We start from the raw sequence: 21,387 nt of genomic DNA, 5'->3' as shown, positions 1-21,387 counted from the left end.
CTACCCGGAGAGAAAAACATGCGTCGCACCGCGTTCAACCTTGCCTCGAGCCTTGCCATCGTCATCGCCACAGCCGCCTGCACCGGCTCGGCGGTCCAGCCCGAACTGTCGACCGCAATGCCGGAGCCGATGGTCTCGCCGATCCTGACCGGCCCCGAGGCACTCGACACCCTCACCTATGCGCAGCCGCAGGTCGCGCGGGTGACGCATGTCGCGCTCGATCTCGATCTCGATTTCGATGCCAAGCGCGTCAACGGCACGGCCACGCTCGACATTGCTGCCCGCGAAGGTGCGGACGAACTCGTCCTCGACAGCAACGGCTTGCAGATCACCTCGGTAACCGATGCCGACGGACAGCCGCTTTACTTCCACACCGGCGACGGCACCGGTGAAGACGGCAAGGGTCTGCCCGTATCGATCGCGATCGGCGAAGAGGCCGGAAACCCGCGCCGGATCACGCTGACCTATGAAGCCGCACCCGAAGCGGCTGCGCTCCAGTGGCTCACGCCCGAGCAGACCGCGGGCGGCGAGCATCCCTTCCTCTTCAGCCAGGGGCAGGCGATCCTCAACCGGACGTGGATCCCGACGCAGGACAGCCCGGGCATCCGCCAGACATGGGTAGCGCGCATTACCGCACCCAAGCCGCTCGACGTCGTCATGAGCGGTGTCGTGCAGAGTGAACCGGAAGACCTCGGCGACGGTCGCCGCGCCTTCACCTTCGTGATGGACAAGCCGGTGCCGCCGTACCTGATCGCGCTCGCTGCGGGCGATATCGACTTCAAGGCAATCGGCCCGCGCACCGGCGTCTGGGCAGAGCCCTCCGTCCTCGACCGGGCACATCGGGAAGTCGCCGACACCGAGGAAATGGTCGTCGCGGCAGAGGGCCTCTACGGCGAATATCGCTGGGGCCGCTACGACATGATCATCCTGCCGCCGGCCTTCCCCTATGGCGGGATGGAAAACCCGGTGATGACTTTCCTGACGCCGACCTTCATCGCGGGCAACCGTTCGAACAACGGCCTCGTCGCGCACGAGCTGGCACACAGCTGGTCGGGCAACCTCGTCACCAATGCGGTCTGGGGCGATAGCTGGCTCAACGAAGGTGTCACGACCTATTTCGAGAACCGCATCGTCGAGGAAGTCTACGGCAAGCAGCGCGCCGAACAGGAAGCGGCGCTCATGTACGCCAATATCCTCGAAACCTTGGCCGAGGTGGGAGAGGATGCTCCCGGCACCGCGCTGAGCACCGATGGCGGTTACCAGCTTGGAAGTGCGATCGCCTATGACAAGGGCGCGTTCTTCCTGCGCACGGTCGAACGCACGGTCGGCCGCGAGCGCTTCGATGCTTGGCTACGCCAGTGGTTCGACAGTCACGCCTTCCAGCCCGCGACCAGCGAAATGTTCTACGAGGATATGATGGAAAACCTCGTGAGCGGTGTGGCCGAGGAAGAAGCGCTCATGCTGCGGTCGTGGATTTTCGAGCCGGGCCTGCCGTCCAATGTGGCCAAGCCCGATCCGGCCGCCTTCGCCGAGGTGGACGGTGCCGTTTCGGCATACGCCGCCAACGGCACCATCCCCGCCGCCTATGCGGGCTGGACCGCTGCTGAACAGATGCGTTTCCTCGACAACCTTCCGGCAGATCTCTCGCACGGCCAGCTGGCTGCGCTCGACACAGCACTCGGCCTTTCGGCGACAGGCAATAACGAGATCCTGTTCCTGTGGCTCGAGATGGCGCTGGAAAACCGCTACGAGCCTGCGGTCGCGAAGGTCGAGGCGTTCCTTTCCGAAGTCGGCCGCGCCAAGTTCGTCCGACCGCTCTTCGCCGTACTCTGGAATGAAGGCGAATGGGGCAGGCCGATCGCAACGCGCATCTATGCCAAGACCCGCGAGAGCTACCATGCGGTCACCCGCGCCGGTGTCGACCGGGTGATGGCGGAAGATTGATTGCGCGGCCTGCACTTGCCGGTGCAGGCCTTGAGATTGATCGGGAAAGGAAGGCGCGATAGCTCTCCCTGAAGACAGGGAGATGTCGAATGCAGCTTCGCGTAGTCTCGCTTGCCGGTCCGGTCCTTCTCTTGCTCGCTCCGCTGCTCGCCATAACGGCGGGACGTTTCGCGACCCATAGCGAGCTGGCGGCAGGCAATCCGCGAACCGCAGCGCTGCTTTTCCTGTGGCTGTGCGCCGATGCGCTGGCGCTGGCCCTGATCGCCAAGGCTCCGGCGAACAGGCCGGGCATGCGCGCATTGCTGGGGGCGATTGCGGCCGGGTGCATCGTCGCCACGCTCGCCGCGGCGACGCCGGTACGCGAGGCCCTTCTCGGCATGAATGCGGTTGTCGCGGCGATGGTGCTGACGCTTGCCGCCTATCTCGGGTGGAGCCTGCTGCTCGCGCTACGCCGCTGGCGCGCCACGCGTTCGGTGGAGAAGGCGCTCGGCGAAATCCTGCCTGCACGCCTCGTCACCTTCGCCGCCCATGAAAGCGCGATGCTGCGGCTGGCGCTGTTCAGCTGGGGCGCGGCGCCCGATGTGCCGCACGGTGCGAAAGCCTTCGAATATCACCGCGTCGTCAATCCGATGATCGCGGCTTTCCTCGTGCTGCAGGTCAGCGAGATCCTCGTGGTCGACCTGCTCGTCAGCCACTGGAGCGAACGTGCTGCGCTGGTCCTGCTTGCGCTTGGTATCTGGGGTGCGCTGTTCCTCATCGCGCTGATGAAGGCTTTCCGCCTGAAGCCCATCCTGATCGATCAGTCCGGTGTAAGGGTGCGGTCCGGCACAATCGTCGATTTCCATGTCCCCTTCGATGCGATCGAGGGGATCGGAGGCGCCATCAGTGATGCGGAGACGAAACGTGGCGACGTTTTGAACGCTGCGATCCTGTCGCATCCGAACATTGTCCTGACGCTTTCCCGCCCGCTCGAACACGCCGGTTTTCTCGCCCGGAAGCGCCTGATCCGGCGTGTCGCATTCCGTCTCGACCAGCCAGCGCCGTTTTTCGAGGCACTCGAACACAGAATCTGAGATTTTCCCGTTGCAATGCAGCAAGGTTTGCTCACATCGTGGCCGGACCATGCTGCGCCAGTACGAACTCGTAGAGCGGGTCCTCGAATATGACCCCGACGCCGACGAGGCGATGCTGAACCGCGCCTATGTCTATACGGTGCAGAAGCACGGCACGCAGACGCGCGCATCGGGCGATCCCTATTTCAGCCACCCGGTCGAAGTCGCCGGCCTGATGACCGACCTCAAGCTCGACCAGGAGACCATCGCCACCGCGCTGCTCCACGACACGGTCGAGGATACGCTCGCCACGATCGACGATATCGAGGCGAATTTCGGCAAGGATGTCGCGCGGCTGGTCGACGGGGTGACCAAGCTCTCCAAGATCGAGCAGATGCCCGAGAACGAGCGTGCGGCCGAAAACCTGCGCAAGTTCCTGCTCGCCATGAGCGAGGATATCCGCGTGCTGTTGGTGAAGCTGGGCGACCGGCTGCACAACATGCGCACGCTCCACTTCATCAAGAAGCCGGAGAAGCGCCAGCGCATCGCGCGCGAGACGATGGATATCTACGCCCCGCTGGCAGAGCGTGTGGGCATGTATGAATACATGCGCGAAATGCAGCTGCTCGCTTTCGAGCAGCTCGAGCCCGAAGCCTACGCTACGATCACCAAGCGGCTGCAGCAAATCCGCGAACAGGACGGCGGGCAGGTCGATGCTATCGCGCTCGACATGAAGCATGCGCTTGCCGAAACAGGCCTGCACGTCGAAGTCTCGGGCCGCGAGAAGCATCCCTATTCGATCTGGCGCAAGATGGCCGAGCGCCACGTGTCCTTCGAGCAGGTCACCGACATCATGGCCTTCCGCGTCATCTGCGACGATGTGGCCGATTGCTACCGCGCGATGGGCGTGCTCCACACGACGTGGCAGTTCCTCCCGGGCAAGTTCAAGGACTACATCTCGACGCCCAAGACCAACGGGTATCGCAGTCTCCACACCTCGCTGATCTATGGCAAATCGATGCGTGTCGAAGTGCAGATCCGCACGCGCGACATGCACCGTACGAACGAGTTCGGCCTCGCTGCCCACTGGGCCTACAAGCAGGCGGAACGGCCTGACGGACAGGTCGGCTGGCTGCGCGACCTGATCGAGATCGTCGATGCGAGCCACGATGCCGAGGAACTGCTCGAGCATACGCGTATGGCGATTTACCAGGATCGTATCTTTGCCTTCACCCCCAAGGGCGCGCTGCACCAGCTGCCCAAGGGTTCGACCGCGGTCGACTTCGCCTTTGCCGTCCACACCGATCTCGGCGCGCAGACGGTCGGGGCGAAGATCAACGGGCGCCACATGCCGCTGCGTACTCAGCTCAACAACGGCGACGTGGTGGAGATCATCAAGGGCAAGAATGCCGAGCCACAGATGAGCTGGCTGGGCTTCGTCGTCACGGGCAAGGCGCGCGCCGCGATCCGCCGCGCAGTACGCCTGAAGGAACGCGGCGAGATCGCCGACCTCGGCCAGAAACTCTATGACGAGATCGTCACCCGCGTGCCTGCCAAGATCGGCAAGAAGGCGTTGCGCGAGGCACTGAAGCGCCTCGACATGGAAGAGCCGGAAGACCTGTTCTACGCGATCGGCGCGGCCAAGATCACCGACCGTGCCGTTATGGAGGCGCTGGTTCCGGGCTGCACAGAAGGCATGGCCGACGAGGATGACGAATGGCTGCGCAGTGGCAAGTCGCTCTCGATCCGTGGTCTCACCCCGGGTGTGGGATACAATCTTGCCGAATGCTGCCACCCCGTCCCCGGCGACCGCATCGTCGGCCTACGCCAGCAGGACAAGGCGGTCGAGGTTCACGCCATCGATTGCCACGAGCTTGCAACGGGCATCGACAACGACTGGCTCGACCTTTCATGGGGTCGCCGTTCGCGCGGTGCCGTCGGCCGGTTGCGTGTGACGCTTTACGACCGCCCCGGCACGCTGGCCGAGATGGCGGGCATATTCGCGCAAAACGCGGTCAATGTGAAAAGCCTCGAGCAGACGCAGCTCGACCATCCCTTCACAACCTACGAGGTCGATCTCGAAGTCGCCGACCTCGCGCACCTTACGCGCATCCTCAGCGCCCTGCGCGCCAGCGATGCCGTTGCACAGGCGGAGCGCGCATGAGCCTGATTACCGGCATCGACCACGTGCAACTCGCCATGCCCCACGGCGGCGAACCGCATGCGCGCGAATTCTGGACCGGCGTCATGGGGCTGGAAGAAGTCGCCAAGCCCGCGCACCTCGCGCTCAACGGTGGCTGCTGGTTCGAGGGCGAAGGCATCTCGATCCATTGCGGTGTAGAGGACGGGTTCCTGCCCGCGCGCCGCGCACATCCGGCCCTGCTGGTCGAAAACCTCGGCGCGCTGGTGGCGAAGCTCGAAGCATCCGGCGTCGATTTCAAGCCGGGCAAGAAACTGGAAGGCTATCGCCGCGGGGACATCAAGGACCCCTTCGGCAACCGCATCGAGCTGATGGAAAAGCTTTAGAGCAATTCGAGCTCGAGCGGGACGCTGTCACCTTCGGCAAGGCCTTCGGCGGGCATCACCTTCTTCGATATCAATAAGACCCATTCGGTCTTGCCGTTCTGCGGGAACACCGAGGTCTTCCAACGCGAGGTGCCTATCTCGGCCATGACCTTGACCGAACCGAAGCCACGCTGCGTGCCGAATTCGAGCCTGTGCATCAGTGCGTGTGCCGCAATGGCCTCGGCGATTTCAACGCTAATCGTGACGAGGTGATAGGTCCCGCGATCCCCCTGCCAGCGCGTCAAGGGAAGGGTGCAGGCAAGGCTCTCGCTCACTCCGCCACGCGGCGGATGGGCACGGTCACGCTGCAGACATCGGCTGCGCCAGCAGGCACGTTGAAGAACGGATCACGGCGGTTGGCGCGCGCTTCTGCATACCGAGCGAAAGTCTTGCTCCCGCTGTCGAGATACTCGAATAGCGGCTGTTCGGCCGCGGGCAGGTCGCTTGCCACACGAACCGTCAGGATCGGGGTGCGACGGCTCTCATCCTCGTAAAAACCAAGCACACCCTTGCCGCGCGGAAGGCTGGAAAGGTGCTCGATGCCTTCGACGATCCGTCCCACCAGCGCGATATTGCGGTCGAGGTGGCGCGGCGCATGGCCGATGACTGTGTAAAGTTCCGATCCGGTTCCCGCATTGGGGGAATAGTTACGCCCCATGCCTACCATGCCGTAGCAATGGATCGGCCAGGCCTCCTTGAGGTCGGTCGCGTAGGGCCTGCCTTCATGGAAGGCTCAGGCGCGCGCATAGGCAACGTCGCTGAACTTTGGCCGGTCGTCATGTGACGAACGATGGACGTCATTGATCGAAAGCCCGTTCGCCTCACGAAAATTTTCCCAGAAGATACGGAATTGGCGCCTATCGACGAGTTGCTGATCCGCGTCCTCGAAAGATACCGCGTAGTTGTTATCGTCCGTCTTTCCGAGACCGGCTGGAAGTTTCTTCGGTTCCCCTTCGGCTTCCGGATTTTCGTAGTTAGCATCGCCCCACTGTACTACGTAACTGTCCTGTACGCGGTTGACGGTGATGTCATCGTACCATCCTGTGCGTGCGGAGATCCGTAAGTTTTCGGTCCATACCTCGCTAAAGGGCGCGGGCAGCAGCTGGATCACGAACTCGCGCTCGTTGCCCTCGGCGTCTGGCGTGAGCTTCATGACGAGCAGGTGCTCCGGCACTATCGGTATCCATTCAACATCATCGGCCTGCTCGACGATCTGGTTTGGGCCGGCCGCAACTTCGCCTTCATTCTGGGCGGCGAGAGGGGCGGCAAGAGCCATCACAGTGGCTAGCGGATGTAGATTTTTGGTTATGGGCGGAGACACTGCCAGCGCTTTACCCGAAGCCCCCCTCCCGCGCGTTTTGAAGGGCGGGAAGGGGCTCTGTAGCTGTGTTCGCAGGGAATGCCATTCCGCGCAGCACCGCGACTTCTGCAGGCTTAACATAGTTACGCCGACCTTGCGTAGCCGGTTCCCTCGGTTCGTCGCAAACGCCCTTTGGGGATCACCGATGGCGGCGCGCTCTCCGGGCGTAACGGCCACTATCAGATTGTTAACCATATCCTGCCATGTGAGTGAGGATATGAAGACGGGTGCACTTATTCAGCGACTTTTCCCGGGCGGCTATGCCGTTTCCCGAAGCGTTGCTGCTGCCGTTTTTACGGGTGCGATCTATGGGCTCTCGGCCTTCGCCCTATCCCATTTCCTGCAGGGCAGCGAATGGATGACGGCGTTCTGGATCGCGCAGGCCGTAGTCGTCGGCTCACTGATCTTCTGGCTGTCCGAGCAAACACGCCGTGCGGCGCTGGAGATTGCTGCGGAACGTGCGCACGCCGATGCCGCAGTCGAGACGAATGCATCGTTCCTCGCCGACATGAGCCACGAAATCCGCACACTGATGAACGGGGTGATCGGCTTTACCGAGGTGCTGCTTGCAGGCAATCTCGACGGGCAGGAACGCGGCAGTCTGGAAATGCTGGCCGATTCCGGTCGCGCCATGCTCGCGCTGCTGAACGAGCTGATCGACTTTGCGCGGATCGAGGCGGGGCAAATCCACGTAGTGTCCGAAAGCTTCGACCTGCGCCAAAAGCTCGGCGCTGCACTCACGATGATGATGCCGGTCGCGGCGCGCAAGGGGCTGACCCTCGAACTGGCAGTCGACGACAGGGTACCAAAGAGGATCGAAAGCGACCCCACGCGCCTGCGTCAGATCATGCTAAACCTCGTCGGCAATGCCGTGAAGTTCACGCATAGCGGCAGGATCGACGTCACCGCACGTGTGGCGGACGGGGGCAGGGCCGTCTGCATTGCGGTAACTGATACCGGCATCGGGATCGCCGCCGACAAGCTCGACCGGATTTTCGAGAAATTCACGCAGGCAGAGAACGACACCGATCGCCACTACGGTGGCAGCGGTCTCGGTCTGACCATCAGCGCCCAGCTTGCCGAATTGCTCGGAGGGGCCATTTCGGTTGAGAGCGAGCCGGGCGTCGGCTCGACCTTCACCATCACGCTACCTCTGACAGCTTCCGATGCGCCCGAAAGCGAGGACCACGAAGCCGCACAGGTCGATTTCGCCCCCGCGAGGATGCAAGCCGCACGCATTCTCGTCGCCGAGGACGATCCGGTTAGCCAGCAGGTCACGCGCGGCCTGCTCCACCACATGGGTCATCAGGCCGAGATCGTCGCAGACGGCCAGCAGGCAATCGAGCAGGTCCGTCACGCCGAGAAGGCAGGCGAGCCATTCGATCTCGTATTGATGGACCGCCGGCTTCCTATGATCGATGGCTTGACGGCCGCAAAAGCCATTCGCGAGGCAGGGATCGGGGCCGAGAAGCTGCCGATCCTAGCGCTTTCCGCAGATGTCGGTACAGAATACGCAGGGGAGAGCCGTGATGCCGGAATGCAGGCCTCGCTTGCCAAACCGCTCGAGCTCCAGACACTGGCCGCCGCTCTTGACACATGGCTTAAGGCCTCGCCAGCAGCGGCGACCGCTAATCCGGCCGCGCAGCCGAGCGCCGGCCTTTCGCGCCGTTTTGCCGAGCGGAAGGCGCTTGCGCTGATAGCCATCGACAAGGCCGTGGCGTCCGGAGAGTTCGACGGCTGTTCGCTCGAAGACCTGATCCGCCAGCTGCACCAGATTGCCGGTGTCGCCTCCTTATTTGGTGAGGCCGATCTCGGGACGCGCTGTAGCGAGCTGGACGACCACTTGAGGACATCGCCCGAGAGCGTGGATGTCGATCAATTGGACAATCTGCGCGTGTTGCTGAGCGCCTGAAGCGCGCCGCGCCAAACCTTCCGGAGTATCCCACCTTGAACGCCGCCCGCATCATAGTCCTTCCGGTCATCGCAGCGAATCTGCTCGCCAGCGAGCCAGCAATTGCCGACAGCGAATTCACAGGGTCGGTCTCGACGCGCGGCGTGGCCGCCAAGCGCGACATCCTGCAGAATGACGAGTTCGACAGCTCAGGTTTCGGGGCGGATGTGTCGCTGCGCGGCGAAAAGGATTTCAGCATCCTGCGGTTCTGGGTCAAGGGTTCGGCGGGCGTCTTCCAGTATCTGGACGAGGAGCGCGAAAACCGCCAAGTTCTGCAGGGCGAGATGGGCATCGCGCGCGATTTCGGCGAGTTTTTCGAGATCTCGCTGCGCGGTGTCTATTCGCAGAATCTCGTCTTCGTCGAAGCCCTGTCTGCCGACCAACAGCGCGCCCGAGCGCAGGTGAAATGGGAAGCCGACGACAACCGCTTCCTAGCCTATGGCGAATATCGCAAGCGGCAATACGATCAGCTTGTCCCGACCGATGGGACGGGCACGCGCTTCGGGGGGCATTACAATCGCCGTCTCGGCTCCTACCACTGGTTGCGCGTAGGTGGCTTTGCCGACAAGATCGACAGCACCGACGATGAGCGCGACTACAACCGCATCTCGGGTTCGATCGAATACAGCCGCCCCGTCAGCCGCATGTTCCGCGGCCGCGCCAGCGTCGACATTCGTACATGGAAGTTCCCCGGCCGTATCGCTCGCGGCGACGCCACGGGTGCGACGCGGCAGGACAATGCGATCACGCCGCAAATCGGCGTCGATTACGGGCGTGCGACCGGGATCTTCGGGCGCGCTCGTGCGGGATACGAAATGCGCACGAGCAACGACGAGCGCTTCGATGGCAGTACGCCGCGCCTCTCGCTCGAGGTCGGCTACCGCTTCTAGGGCCGGGACCTAGCCCTTGCGGGTAAATCGTGCCGGCAGGTCGCGCAGGCGATTGCTCGTTTCGGTCAGCCAACCGCTCAGCCAGCCACCTTTCTGTCTTATCGTCAGGCGCTTGAGCTCGAGCGCGGCGCGCGCACTGCTGATCTGCTCGGCCATGACCGCGCGATATACTCGCTCAGCCGCCTTGCGCCTGCGGATGGCGTCGCTCGCATCGAGGAAGCCCTCGCTGAAATCGGTGAGCCACGAAGCGATCGAGCGAGCCTTCTTGGTCTCCTCTTGGTCGGGGCGGTTTTCGAAATCGGCCTTCCGGCGGCTGAGCTGCTCGTCCATCCGCTCGACAATCGCGGCAAGCGAGCGCGCGGCGCTCGCATCGGTTATGGTCCCGCGTGTCTCGACCTCGGCGACGGTCGCGCGGACTTTCGCTTCGGCAAGCGCATTGAATTCATGGAAGCCGGAAAGCGTCTGGAGACCTGCCTCGACGGCTCCCGGGTCGTCTCCCACCAGAGCCTCGCAGGCTGCATGGACCGCGTCCCAGGCCTGCCATGTGTAGACGAAGTCAAGCCCGGTGCCCTTGATGTTCTGCAGGCCCATGATCCGATTGTGGAGCCCCGGCGGCGTCTCGCGCGCGATCTGGCGCACGAGCGTATCGCCTTTGGTGTAATAGTCGCGCACCGGCACCAGGCTGGTGAGGAAACGTTCACGCAGTACCTCGCCAAGCCTCGCGTGCAGCACATCGAGGTCCCCGTCGAGCATGCCGCGGAGCGCAAGGCAGGTCTCGAGCCGCTGGTCGAGCAAAGCGATATGCGCGGACATCCGCGCAGCGATGTCGGGCGCGAGGTTTTCTGTGAGCGCAGTGTCCAGTTCGCCCTTCCGCCATGCTGCGATATAGGCTGCGGTGTAGTGTTCGCCCTGCTCGATGAGCATGGCGGTGAGGAGCCACTCGATTTCCTTGCGCGAACGCGGGATGCGATGCCGCTTCATTAGCGCATCGAATGCCTCTTCTGTTCCACCCTCGGCAGCGGCGAGGTCGATCGAGGCGGCGTAGTCGTCCCATTCTTGGTGGATGAAATCGAGCAGGCCTTCGATGTTCGATCCGATGAGGAAATGCCGGTCGGCGCTAATGTCGTTGACAATCATGCTCGCGAATACGCGTGAACGCGGCACGCGGTCGGCGCGGTTGTTGACAACCGTGGTCACGAACACGCCCGGATCGCTCGAGAGATCGTGGTCGGCAAAGCCCATCCGCGTCCAATTGCCCATCGCGCCGAAGCGCTCGTTCGCAGACATGCCCATTACGAATTCGAGCGTCGCGCCGTCGACTTCGGCCTTCGGATAGACCTTGAGAACGCCGAGGTCAGCCACCACGCGGTCGGCCATTTCCTTAATGCAGTAATCCCGGTCGAGGCCGAGCTCGCGGCCCATGGAATTGACCAGCGCGATGTTGTTGGGATGTTCGGAATAGGGGAAGCGATCGAGCAGGCGCTTGTGCAGCAGGCCCGCATCGCGCCAGCCCACGATTCTGACCAGCGTGCCGAAGCTCTGCGCGCGCGCCTCCAGCAGTGGAAGCATCTCTTCCTCGGAGGTCACGATGATCGAATCTTCCGGCACGAACTCGCATATGACCTCGGCCACGTTGCGGCCCGCCGGACCCTGTACGTCCTCGTGATCGGGGAATGTATTGGTGATGGTGGCGATATCGTCCTTCATCCAGTCGCGCTGGAGGATTTTCACGAAGCTGGGATTGAGCGCCATGCATTCCCACAGGAAGGTCCGCGCACCCACGCCCTCGGCGATCGCAAGCAGGTCGGCCTGCTCCCAGATGGTCGCCTTGTCATAGGGGCGGAACAGGAACAGCTCGGTGAGATCGCCATAGGGCTCGCCCAGCAGGAACATCGCCTCGCAGCCGGTTGTCTTGGAGACTAGCGGTGCGCCGAGCGAGTTCATAAGCGCCGCTTTCAATCGTTCGGTGCCGGATTTGCCGCGAGTGCCCCAGCCACCGAGCGAGAGTGCAATGCTGCGCCGGTACTGCCGGACGCGGTAGGCCTTCCAAACGTGCCGCCCGAAGAAATAGAGCGCGAGGATCAGCAGGAAAATTGCGAGCTCGACAAGCGAGTTCTCGTAGACAGTCGCGACATACGTAGCGACCTCGTCCCACAGGAGCGGGATGACCATGATCACGCCTGCGACATCGAACAGCCGAGTGACGCCCGGGTCCTGCGCCGGTCCGACCCTATCGCCCTTCTTTTCGGGGTAAGGCTGGTGCTCGATGGCGAGGCCAAGCTTGGTCAGCCGTTCGACATATGCACGCGGGTCGGTGTTCCTGAGTTCCGCCAGCTCGGCGAAATTGCGCGTGATCTGCCACCAGATCTTGAAGCGCTCTTTCAACGCCTTGGGCGGGGACAGCGTGGTGATGCCCTCGCTGGTGTAAATGCGTGCCCCTTCGCCCTGGTCGACGACCGAAAGAGTAAGGTCGGGCAGGGGGATGTAATTGCGCCAACCACCGTCCGACGCGATGTGCAGCGGTTCGCCCGGAACGGCGGTCGGCGCGAGTTCGGCAAGAAGCGCGGACGGAGCGATGACCGTGCCCCGGAAGACGCGTCCGATGGTGTGGTAGAACGCCTGCCGCTTGTCGGTCGCACCCTGTTTCAGCTCGTAAAGGGTGCGCCAGACACGCCGCTCGAATACTTCCCCGCGGGTCAGGCGCGGGACCTTTCCGTTGCTCAGCGAAAGGCCGAAATCTTGCTGCGCGAGCACTGCCATGACGCGCCCGACCAGCGCTTCGTTCTCGCTGAGGAATGTCGCGATCTCGGGAAGGCGGGTTGACTTGCCCTCGCTTGTCCGGTGCGCCGCGTCGAGCAGGATGGTGGCGACTTCGCGGCTTTCCTCGCTGCAGGCGAGCCAAATCCTCTCGCTAGCCTCGCCCGCCCAGCGGCGTACACGCGGCTTGGCCTCGGACTGGCGGATATTTCCGAGCTGACGTCGAAGCGACTTCGCCCAGTCGCGCGTCTCGGGCTCGCCGCCGGCAATGGCCCAGTCGATGAACTCGCCGCTCGCCGCGATTGCGCAGCGGGTGACGAATTCGTCGTCATCATCGTCGAGCAGCTCGAGGATGAGATCGAGCGTTTCCTGTCCGCCGAGCGTGGGGGCAAGCAGCCCGACGCGCGCCAACAAGGTTGCCCTGACCTGCGCGTCGAGGTCCTTGACCAGCAGGCTTGCGCTGCTGCGTGCAATCTCGCGCGGCATTAGCGGAAGGCTCTCGGCTACGGCCTGCCTGACAGCGCCATCCTCGTCCCCCGAGATTCGGGCGTGATGCGCTTCCAGCTGTCGGTTTTCGGCAAGGTGGGTCGCCAGCAGGAAGGCGATCCTGCGGCGGACGAATATGCGGTTGTTGTCGACCAACGTGGTGCCGTTAGTACTCGGGGCCGCTAGACGGCGCTCGAGGATCCCGTCGACCGATTTGGGGTCGAGCCTGAAGAGCGCCTCTAGCGCTTCGCACTGGACCCAGCAATCTTCGGTATTGTCCAGCGAGGCACGCCGAACATCGCGGAGCGAGGCGTCGATCCAGAAATTATCGCGTGCATGCTCGGCCGCCTGACCGAGGCGAGCAAGGCAGCGATAGGCCGCAGCGCGTACGCGCGGATCGCCGTCATAGGCACGCAACCGCTCGAGTGCAGGCGCGGCATGGGTGGAGAGGGCTAGGTGCCAGTCGGCCATCTCCATATGCGACTGAACGCTGGTGGCCATCGCCGCCAGCCGTTCAGCGGCGAAACTGAGCGCTCGCTCACACTGGCCGCGCCGCCTGCGGAAACGCTCGAGAACTGCGTCGATATCGAAGGGCTCGCCGACAAAGCGCGCATCGGAGCGGGCCTGCGACCCGGTGGCCCCCATCACTTCGGCGAACTGCAATATCGCAGCGTTTCTTTCGCGATCGTCGAGCGCCTTGTCGTAGCGCACGGCAAAGGCCTGCCGCGCCTGCTGCAATTGCGCGAGACGGTCGAGCTGTTCGGAGGCAAAGCCAGCCGGGATCGCGATGAGCTCACCCGGGCTCTCGGCTTCCGATCCGTGGCGGTTTCCGTACGCCTCCAGCGCCTCCATTAGGTCCGCATCAAGGCGGGCGCGCATGGGGTTGGTGCTCGCAACGAGTCCCTGCCGGTAGAGGCGCTCGATCTCTCTCACCCGATGATACCGATCGATAGGCACCCGAGAAACGCTCGCCGCGTTTCGGGATCACCGACGAGTTCGCGCCGCAGGGAGAGCGAGAGTTCGACGTGCACGAAACTGCCGAAACCGTCTTCGCGCAGTGCCTGTCCTTGTGCGTTGGTTAGGGCGCCCAGCTCGCGGACGTCGTTGGGATAGACGAGCACGTTGCGGCGGGCGAAGGTTGCGCTCATGCAATCGGCAATGTCGAGCAGGATCTCGCTAGCATTTTCCGTGCCGTTGCTCAGGATTACGTCGGCCTCGGCGCCTGCCTGCGACTGGCGCACGCTTCGGTCGAACCCGTGAAGCTGAACGATGCGACCGGCAGGATAGCTGTCCGAAAAGGCGAGCGAGAAAGCAGTGAAATGGTTGAGCGGGCTTCGCGCAAGATCTGCTGCATTTCGGCAATCCTCGCGTGCCTTTCGCGGCGCTGAATTCCAAGCCCCTGCGGCGAGCCCCCCTTCGCCGACGAGCTGCAGCGCGAGCGTGCCTGTGTGCCGGTCAAAGCCGCGATGTGGGGCGGAGATCAGGAGCGGGCGCACGCCTTCGTCATGCGAGAGCAGGTAGGACCCGCGCCCCACGCAATCATCGTCGATTTCCTCGATGCGGGTGGCGGGGATCGGGTCGTCGATAATCGATGGCTCAAGGCCCTGTTTGCGCACCGCTTCGTGCCAGTCTTCCGAGCGTGGTGCCTCGATGGCGCGGGCGAACTCGATGCGCGCCTCGTGCGTGGCATCGGCATCGGGATTGGCGATGGCGATCGCCCGCGAGAGCGGCTCGAAATAGAGGGCGGCAAGGGCTGCGGAAATGATCATGATGCTTGCGAGCACGGCACGAGGGCGCGATATCACCGTCATGGCGTGACCGGCGCCTCCGCTTCGACTTCTTCCTGTGGCTCGTCATATTCGGGGTCGACCTCGTAGACCACCACGAGATCGTAGGCTTCTCCGGCAATGCCGCCCGGACCGATCGGGCGCCAGCTCTTGCGGGCAATTGTCCGCGTTTCGTTTTCGTTGAGCGTGTCGGGTGGAAAAGCTGATCCGCTCACAAGCTGTCGCTGCTCTCCGGGACTGCGCCGCAGGAAGGCGACCATCGCGCCCGCATCGGTGAGCGGCTGGCGTTCGTAGACACGGATGTCGATGCCAGTCACACCTTCATCCGCATCGAGCGCCACGATCGATACTCGCGCCGTTCCTGCTGGAGCCTCGACGAAGGTTTCGTCAAGGGTGCTGATCCTCTCGTCCGAGGTGCGCAGGAACCGCAATGGGCTATCTTCCTCCATCATCTCGGGGAGCATCGCCTGTGAATAGATGTCGTATTCGCCGAGAATGTTTCCGGTGCCGGAGAGGAAGGAGATGCGGAAGCCGTAGATCCATCCTTGGGTATCGGTGGGCGCATCCGCCGCGATCCCGACCGAGGAGAGGAGCCTGATCTGCTGGCGTTCTCCGCTGAAGGTGAAGACGGTTCCGCGTTCGGGATCGAGCCGGTAGACCATCGTGCGGCGCGCATCGTCGACACGGTTGACCCCGACGACGCCAAGTAGGCTCGCCGCGCCTGCGCTCAGCCGGTCGTTCGACGCAACGAAGAGGCCCGCTGCAGGAAGCAGCAGGATGGCGATAACGATCCGTCCAATCTGGGTGAGGCTGAGCGTCACCGTAACGCCTCCTTTGACGGGTCCGGTGTCCAGAAGATGGCGTATCGACCGCCTTCGACGAGGTCGAGCGCGCGAAGGCTGCGATTGCGCCCGGCCTCGAAGGCGGACAGGCGGCGCGAGCGGTCCGAAACGGCAGGCGTAAGGCCGGCAGCACGGGCAAGGGCTACGAAGGGTTCGGCCGACGAGCCATCGCCGGAGAAAACATCCGGCGCGATCACAATCGACGCGCCGTCCGGCATCATGGCATCCTTGCCACGTGCTTCGCGCAATTGGGCCAGCCTGGCTCCGGTTTCGCTATCAGAAGCGCGCAGCAGCACCTCGGTAGCGACTCCGAAGCTGCTGCGCTGGCTGTCCGACGTGCTGCCGACACCGGGCGCAACGAGAAGTGCTGCAGCGCCGGACCTTGCCAGCAGCGACCTGCCGATCGCGACTGTCGTCGACTGGCCTGCATTGGCCTGAAGGACGAAATCGTTACCCGCATCCTCCGCGATGAAGAAGGTCCCGCTGCTCCCGTCGGCGGCGGCGAGCTTCCATACGGGCGTGTCGTCCATCGCGCAGCGTTCGAGCTTGAAATCGAGCAGGTCGGCATTGGCGATTGCGAGGTCGGGGCGCTCCCCCCGGTCGAGCGCGGCGAGCAGCGGCTCGAAAACCTCGAAACGCAAATAGGCGAGCTCGACGAGGAGGATGTCCTCTTCAGTCGTAACAGGTTCGACAATACATGCTTCCGGCGCGCCGATCTGCGGCTGGTCGGAGGCGAGCAGGGCATTCACGCCCGCCGGGCGCAGGGCCAGTGTGACCGCGTCGCTCGCGACAAGCTCCGCATAGCTCGCTGGCGGCGCACCGAAATCCACATCGATGCCGGGCAGGGCCATGCGGAGGGCTATCAGGTCGAGCGCGGCGGCGGCCCGACCGGCGAGGGTCAGCTGTCCCGGGCCCTCGTCATTCTCGCCCGCGATCAGCACCACCGGCCTCGTCGAGCTGGCATTGGCGAAAGCCGACACGAGGCTGCGTTCGGCGCGACCGGTCGGACCGAGCGGCGATCCGATAACGACCCAGCGCGCATCCTGCTGCTCGCGCAGTGCGAGCGCTGTCATGGCTAGGCCCGGCGCGGCGGCCGGATCGGGCACGATCACGGAAATGTCGTTCTCGGCCATGCTGTAGAAAACTAGAGAATCGCGCCCGAAACCGTCTGCTCGCTGGATCAGAAGGCGGTCATCGCTCAGCGCACGCATGGTCCAGCCCGCTGCGTCGTATGTTTCGCGCAGGAACGAGGATCCAGCATTGGCCTCTGCCAGCGCGATCAGCCGGCCGAGTTCGCCAGCATCGCCGGCGGCAAGCTCCGCGCCGGTTCCGCGGATATCGCGCAAATGCGCATCGCCTGTCGCCGCGGCCAGCGCGAGGGCAGCGTAGCGGCCGCGCTTTTCTGCCGTGGGGCTCGTCAGCTCGCTGAAGCCGCGTGCCGCGCCGGGCACGGCAGCCGAAAGCACGAAACCCGCGATATTGCCCAGCGCCGCGCCAACCAGAGAGACCTGCAAGGTCGAACGCAGGAGGCGCGGGAAGATATTCTTGTCGTGCGCCTTGATCGCGATGAGCGTGGACAGAAGGTAGCCGAAACCGAACAGGTCGGTCATCTTGATGTCGATCGAGAAGGCCACGACCGCATAGCCCAGCAGCAGCTTGTAGATGAAGGCAATGTTGAAGAAGAGCAGGATCTTGCGCGCGCCCTCGATCGTCGTGTTGGCGAAGATCGGCGTGCGCAGCACCAGGCTGGCTATCGAATAGATCACGCCCGCCTCGATGAACGAGGTGAGGATCTTGCTCGGCTGGTACCACTGGAGGGCGATCAGGGCAGGGATGAGCACGCCCGAGAAATCCCACCCGTACCTGAGGTTCATCCGGCTCGCGAGCATCGCGGTAATGGTCAGGATAATATAGGCCTTGGGGCTGGCGAGGATCGAGCTGGCGAGCCCTTCGTAGAGGTAGGAAATCCCGCTGATCCGGAAGTTCGTGAATTCCATCAGGCCGAAGCGTACGATAATATAGGTTATCCCGGTGGTCACCAGCGCCGCAAAAAGCCCGCGCATTAGGCCAGGCTTCCAGAACTGGTTCGCCAGCAGTGAGACGATCACGAGGCCCAGGCTCTGCAGGTTATTGCGCCAGTCAAATTGCCCGACGCGGTCGCCGAGCCAATCTGCAAAGAGCGGCAGCAGCCATCCGTCCATCGTGAGGCGCACCGCGATACTAGCGATGACCAGCGCAACGAAGCGGTCGCGCCCGAAGACGCTGTGCCATCGCCCCCGGCCCAGCTTTTCCGAGAAGGCGTAGACGATCAGATAGGTGATCACGGCCTCGAGAATGATAACGCCCGCTGCGAGCGGCTTAAGGATCACGAGCGGCACGAGGTAGCCGGGCACGACGAGGCCGGAGAGGACCCAGCCGAAGCGAAGGTTGAAGAAGCAGACGACGAACACGCCCACCCAGACGGTGGTGATCACCGAGCTGGCAAGCCCACCTTCGGGGAATATGGGGATCGTCATCGTTCGTGCGCCTGTCCGGTCAGTCGCTCGAAACTGCGCCTTGCGAAAGCGCCGTCTCGATGGTTTCGATCAAGGTTGCCGGGTCGACCGGTTTGCGGACAGTCCCGGCGACGTTCATTTCCTCCAGCGTCTTGCCGCCCACCGAATCCATCGATCCGGAAATCACGAGCACGGGAGGCGGGTTCTCGATCCGCTGCGGTAGGACCTGCAAGAAGCGGATACCGTCCATGCGCGGCATGATGATGTCGAGCAGAACGATATCGGTTGCCTCGCGCTCCAGCTCGTCGAGCCCGTCGACACCGTCATTTGCGATCCGCACGGCGTAGCCTTCGTCCCGCAGCAGTTCCGCCAGCAGTTCGCAGCGCAGTTCATCGTCGTCGACTATCAGGATGGCCTTGGTCGTCATGCAATCCGCCTCAAGCTAAGCTGGAAGGTATACCCCTTGCCGGTTTCACTATCGTAAGCGAATTCGCCGCCCCAGCTGGACAGGGTGCGCGCGCTTTCGCTCACGATCAGGAACTCGGGAATGTCGTGGCGCGGCGGGTTCGCGATCGCTTGGCGGAGCCGCGCGCGGTCCATGCCGAAGCCGCCGCTGATCTCGATAGCCGAGCGTAACTCGTCTTCGGCCAGCGAGAAAGTCACCGCGCTGTGTTGCGGGCTGTCGGTAATGACGAGCCTCAGCAGCGCCTCGAACATGCGCGCCAGGATCAACGGGTCGCCGACCGAATAGCCGGAGACTGCCGGCAGTTCGAAATCCAGTTGCACATCGTAGCGACCCGCGAAATCGGCGAGCCTTTCTCCGACGTTTTCGGCAATCGACCTCAACTGGATGGGGTGGGGCATGTCATCGCGTGAGACCGGCTGGTTGCGCGCAAGGTCGTTCATCGCGTTGAGCCGGTCGGTCGCGGCCTGCGATGCCGCCACGATCCGCTCGATCATGCGTTTGCCGCGCTTCTTGTCGCCGACGGCTTTCTTGGCCAGCGCAGCGGCAAGCGCGATCGTCTCGAGATCGTTGCGCATCTGGACGTCGATGAAATCCGTGATCGCACCGCGCAGGTCGTAAAGCCGTGCGAGGTCAGAGGTGTCGAAGGCTTCGAGCACGACGATGCTTTCGTGTGACGCCCGCGCCGGGTCGGGACACGATACTCTCAGCGTGGCGCTGACGCCTGCGATCTGCCGCATCGGGGCCGAAGCCTCGCCGCCTTCGCGCAGAATATCGCGCAGCAGCGCCTCGACTTGTCCCTTGGTCAATTCGGTGAGGTTCTCGATGATTTCGGAAAGCAGCGCGGTGTGCGGGTTCATGCCCGAAGCTTCCAGCAAATCGACCATCTGCGGGCTCGCATGCAGAGGGAAGCCGACCACATCGAATGCCATGACCGAGGAATTGAGCTGGTCGATCGCCTTGCGCAGCTGGCGGCTGTTGCGCGAGATCAGCCCAATCGCGCTGACGACGCGGAAATCGACCGGGTCCACCGCACGGCGGCCGCGTTGCTGGGCGGACAGGCTCGCGTGCAACTTCTGCATCGTCACAAAGCTTTGGGCGAGATTTGCGGCGATGTATTCGCCAAGTTCGGCATCGGGACTGTCACCGAAAGTGTAGAGCCAATAGAGCGGCTTGTCCTCGTATCCGATCGCACGCAGACGGACTTGCCCGGGCCAGTCGGAGAGCAGGCCACGCACCGGTAGCGACCTTCCTTCAGCCAGGCGCGAGGCCAGCCTTGCGAGCTCGCCCTGAACGTCGCCAGCGAAGTCGGAGATTTCGGCGTTGAAGGTGGCCGGCGGATTAGGCGAGAGGGGATCGGCAGTGCGCACCAGCAGCATGCGCTCGATGCCCACCATCTCCGCCGTTGCGACGAGAAGCGCGGGAAGGTTGTCCCGGTTCGAAAAGGCCGTGTGTGAGATGGTCTGCTCGATCGCGCCTACCACGGAGCTTTCCAGCTTGCTGTCCTTGCGACGCTCTAGGAACATGATCGTCCCGAGCCATGCCAGCGCCACAGCAGTCCAGATTGCGCCGAAGGGCAGGATGACACCCGCCGCCTCGAGCATGATCCAGCCTGCAATACCTGCGAAAACACAAAGCGAGAGCGCAATTGCGGCCGAGATATGCCGTTTCCTCAGCAGAATCGCGGCAAGTGCGCTCAGCATCGCGGCAAACAGGATAAGCAGGACTGCGGCAAGATTGCCGGGTTTGGTCGCCTCGCGGCCTGCCGCCAGTGCCTGGACGGCGTAGGCGGCAAACTGTGCCCGAGATACTGCTGCAAGGTTGGGGCTGATGGGGGTCGTCAGCAGGTTGCCGGAGAGTTCTTCCGGACGCGCGACAATGACAGTCATGCCTTCAAGATCGCCTTCAACGAAATCGGCGCTGACCAGCTGGTCGGACGAAAGCTGAGCGAAGGAGAGCGAGCGCGGCATGGGGATGTAGTATGTGCGCCTGCTCGGCTCACGGCCTGCGGCCACCGGCTCGAGCAGTGCGACCTCGCCCTCCTCGCTTTCGATCCAGGCATTTTGCGAGCGGTGGATACCGTATTCGGCGACCGGGCGGGCGATGGGTGTGCGTACGAGTTCGCCTTTTTGGCGCCGTGCCGCTGCAAGCAGTTCGGATGGCAGGCGGCCGGACAGGCGCGGTGCCGGAAAGCCGATCACCGTGCGCTCGCGTTCGCCAGGAGCGAGGCGGTCGAGGTCGGAGCCGGGATCGGACAGGAAAACGACACGCTCGGCGCCGAGCGCGAGACTTGCCCGCACCAGTGCGTTTGCGCTCACTTCATCGTTGAGCCTGATCAGCGTGACTGCAGGCTCCTCGGCCGTGCCGCGGACTGATAGTCTGTCGAAGACGCCGCCATCGGTCGATTGGAAGAGGCCCGAGAGATGTAGGATTGCAGCTGCCAGCGCAGCCAGCATGCCGGGCATGAGGTAGAACCGGTCCAACCCCAGGTGTCTCTGCAGCCGCCTCAGTGCATTGAGGCCTGAAATGTCAGCAAGACCAAGAATTCGCAGCCCCTATTTCCAGACGAAAGGCTTGGCACTGTCTCGGTCAGTGTCAACGGGCAAAAGGGTGATCTGCACCACGACATTGAGCCCGAAAGCAAAAGTGCTTCTAAAATCGGTGAAGCGAGTGCATCCGTGAGGGAGAGGGAGTCCGCCTTCCGCTAGTCCAGTACGGATAACCTGCCAATAGCTAACCCTCTAATTTATAAGCAAAACTGCTGCGTACTCCAATATGGTCCAGCAGCTTCCAGT

15 protein-coding genes are annotated in these 21,387 nt (G+C 63.3%); 6 read left to right on the top strand and 9 right to left on the bottom strand.

The genetic code is table 11. The features are described 5' to 3' along the window. Positions 1-18: 18 nt before the first annotated feature. The 4 genes from K3165_RS11625 to K3165_RS11610 all read left to right on the top strand — a co-directional run bounded on the left by K3165_RS11625 (position 19) and on the right by K3165_RS11610 (position 5,522). Complete coding sequence (locus tag K3165_RS11625; protein WP_221549068.1) at positions 19-1,944, top strand: M1 family metallopeptidase; 1,926 nt, start codon at positions 19-21, stop codon at positions 1,942-1,944. Between the two features lie 89 nt (positions 1,945-2,033). Further along, a complete protein-coding gene (locus K3165_RS11620; RefSeq protein WP_221549067.1) occupies positions 2,034-3,017 on the top strand; it encodes a hypothetical protein in 984 nt (327 codons plus the stop codon). A 49-nt stretch (positions 3,018-3,066) separates the two neighbouring features. Further along, positions 3,067-5,160 (top strand): RelA/SpoT family protein, encoded by a 2,094-nt coding sequence (locus K3165_RS11615; RefSeq protein ID WP_221549066.1) that lies wholly within the window; start codon positions 3,067-3,069, stop codon positions 5,158-5,160. Next, a complete protein-coding gene (locus K3165_RS11610; protein WP_221549065.1) occupies positions 5,157-5,522 on the top strand; it encodes a VOC family protein in 366 nt (121 codons plus the stop codon). The genes K3165_RS11615 and K3165_RS11610 overlap by 4 nt, the downstream gene beginning before the upstream one ends. Here K3165_RS11610 and K3165_RS11605 read toward each other — a convergent pair. Genes K3165_RS11605 through K3165_RS11595 form a run of 3 tightly spaced genes read right to left on the bottom strand, consistent with a single transcriptional unit; the run spans position 5,519 to position 6,837 of the window. Next, positions 5,519-5,836: a DUF1905 domain-containing protein gene (locus K3165_RS11605; RefSeq protein ID WP_221549064.1), complete on the bottom strand. Its 318-nt coding sequence runs from the start codon at positions 5,834-5,836 to the stop codon at positions 5,519-5,521. The two genes, K3165_RS11610 and K3165_RS11605, sit on opposite strands and share 4 nt — an antisense overlap. Further along, positions 5,833-6,243, bottom strand: a complete 411-nt coding sequence (locus K3165_RS11600) for a peptidylprolyl isomerase (protein WP_345721223.1) — start codon at positions 6,241-6,243, stop codon at positions 5,833-5,835. The genes K3165_RS11605 and K3165_RS11600 overlap by 4 nt, the downstream gene beginning before the upstream one ends. Before the next feature lie 51 nt (positions 6,244-6,294). Then, on the bottom strand, positions 6,295-6,837 hold the full coding sequence (locus K3165_RS11595) for a peptidylprolyl isomerase (RefSeq protein ID WP_221549062.1): 543 nt from the start codon (positions 6,835-6,837) through the stop codon (positions 6,295-6,297). A 301-nt stretch (positions 6,838-7,138) separates the two neighbouring features. Here K3165_RS11595 and K3165_RS11590 point away from each other — a divergent pair, with 301 nt between their 5' ends. Further along, positions 7,139-8,833, top strand: coding sequence for an ATP-binding protein (locus tag K3165_RS11590; protein WP_221549061.1), 1,695 nt, complete (start codon positions 7,139-7,141; stop codon positions 8,831-8,833). A 35-nt stretch (positions 8,834-8,868) separates the two neighbouring features. Further along, positions 8,869-9,762, top strand: coding sequence for a hypothetical protein (locus tag K3165_RS11585; RefSeq protein WP_221549060.1), 894 nt, complete (start codon positions 8,869-8,871; stop codon positions 9,760-9,762). Positions 9,763-9,771: 9 nt separating this feature from the next. On the opposite strand, the gene K3165_RS11580 is transcribed toward K3165_RS11585, so the two are convergent. From K3165_RS11580 to K3165_RS11555, 6 genes are read right to left on the bottom strand one after another with little or no spacing between them, the layout of a single operon-like run. Continuing rightward, entirely contained in the window at positions 9,772-13,884 is a 4,113-nt protein-coding gene (locus tag K3165_RS11580) for a hypothetical protein (protein WP_221549059.1), read from the bottom strand. 50 nt (positions 13,885-13,934) lie between these two features. Then, a complete protein-coding gene (locus K3165_RS11575) occupies positions 13,935-14,774 on the bottom strand; it encodes a hypothetical protein (protein WP_221549058.1) in 840 nt (279 codons plus the stop codon). 38 nt (positions 14,775-14,812) lie between these two features. Next, positions 14,813-15,613 carry a hypothetical protein gene (locus tag K3165_RS11570; protein WP_221549057.1) on the bottom strand — a complete coding sequence of 267 codons (801 nt, stop codon included), beginning with the start codon at positions 15,611-15,613 and terminating at the stop codon, positions 14,813-14,815. Next, on the bottom strand, positions 15,610-18,150 hold the full coding sequence (locus tag K3165_RS11565) for a poly-gamma-glutamate biosynthesis protein PgsC/CapC (RefSeq protein WP_221549056.1): 2,541 nt from the start codon (positions 18,148-18,150) through the stop codon (positions 15,610-15,612). The genes K3165_RS11570 and K3165_RS11565 overlap by 4 nt, the downstream gene beginning before the upstream one ends. Before the next feature lie 19 nt (positions 18,151-18,169). Further along, positions 18,170-18,556 (bottom strand): response regulator, encoded by a 387-nt coding sequence (locus K3165_RS11560; RefSeq protein ID WP_221549055.1) that lies wholly within the window; start codon positions 18,554-18,556, stop codon positions 18,170-18,172. Then, positions 18,553-21,075, bottom strand: coding sequence for an ATP-binding protein (locus K3165_RS11555; protein ID WP_221549054.1), 2,523 nt, complete (start codon positions 21,073-21,075; stop codon positions 18,553-18,555). The genes K3165_RS11560 and K3165_RS11555 overlap by 4 nt, the downstream gene beginning before the upstream one ends. Positions 21,076-21,387: the final 312 nt, after the last annotated feature.

Source organism: Qipengyuania xiamenensis (genome assembly GCF_019711495.1).
In the GTDB taxonomy this organism is placed as follows: domain Bacteria; phylum Pseudomonadota; class Alphaproteobacteria; order Sphingomonadales; family Sphingomonadaceae; genus Qipengyuania; species Qipengyuania xiamenensis.
Note: the sequence above shows the minus strand (reverse complement) of the source record. Positions and strands in the feature narration are given on the sequence as shown.

What these genes read in the sequence shown, in the direction of transcription:
- K3165_RS11625 (WP_221549068.1), top strand. Translation starts at nt 19, where the DNA reads ATGCGTCGCACCGCGTTCAACCTTGCCTCGAGCCTTGCCATCGTCATC.
- K3165_RS11620 (WP_221549067.1), top strand. Translation starts at nt 2,034, where the DNA reads ATGCAGCTTCGCGTAGTCTCGCTTGCCGGTCCGGTCCTTCTCTTGCTC.
- K3165_RS11615 (WP_221549066.1), top strand. Translation starts at nt 3,067, where the DNA reads ATGCTGCGCCAGTACGAACTCGTAGAGCGGGTCCTCGAATATGACCCC.
- K3165_RS11610 (WP_221549065.1), top strand. Translation starts at nt 5,157, where the DNA reads ATGAGCCTGATTACCGGCATCGACCACGTGCAACTCGCCATGCCCCAC.
- K3165_RS11595 (WP_221549062.1), bottom strand. Translation starts at nt 6,837, where the DNA reads ATGGCTCTTGCCGCCCCTCTCGCCGCCCAGAATGAAGGCGAAGTTGCG.
- K3165_RS11590 (WP_221549061.1), top strand. Translation starts at nt 7,139, where the DNA reads ATGAAGACGGGTGCACTTATTCAGCGACTTTTCCCGGGCGGCTATGCC.
- K3165_RS11580 (WP_221549059.1), bottom strand. Translation starts at nt 13,884, where the DNA reads ATGCGCGCCCGCCTTGATGCGGACCTAATGGAGGCGCTGGAGGCGTAC.
- K3165_RS11575 (WP_221549058.1), bottom strand. Translation starts at nt 14,774, where the DNA reads ATGATCATTTCCGCAGCCCTTGCCGCCCTCTATTTCGAGCCGCTCTCG.
- K3165_RS11565 (WP_221549056.1), bottom strand. Translation starts at nt 18,150, where the DNA reads ATGACGATCCCCATATTCCCCGAAGGTGGGCTTGCCAGCTCGGTGATC.
- K3165_RS11560 (WP_221549055.1), bottom strand. Translation starts at nt 18,556, where the DNA reads ATGACGACCAAGGCCATCCTGATAGTCGACGACGATGAACTGCGCTGC.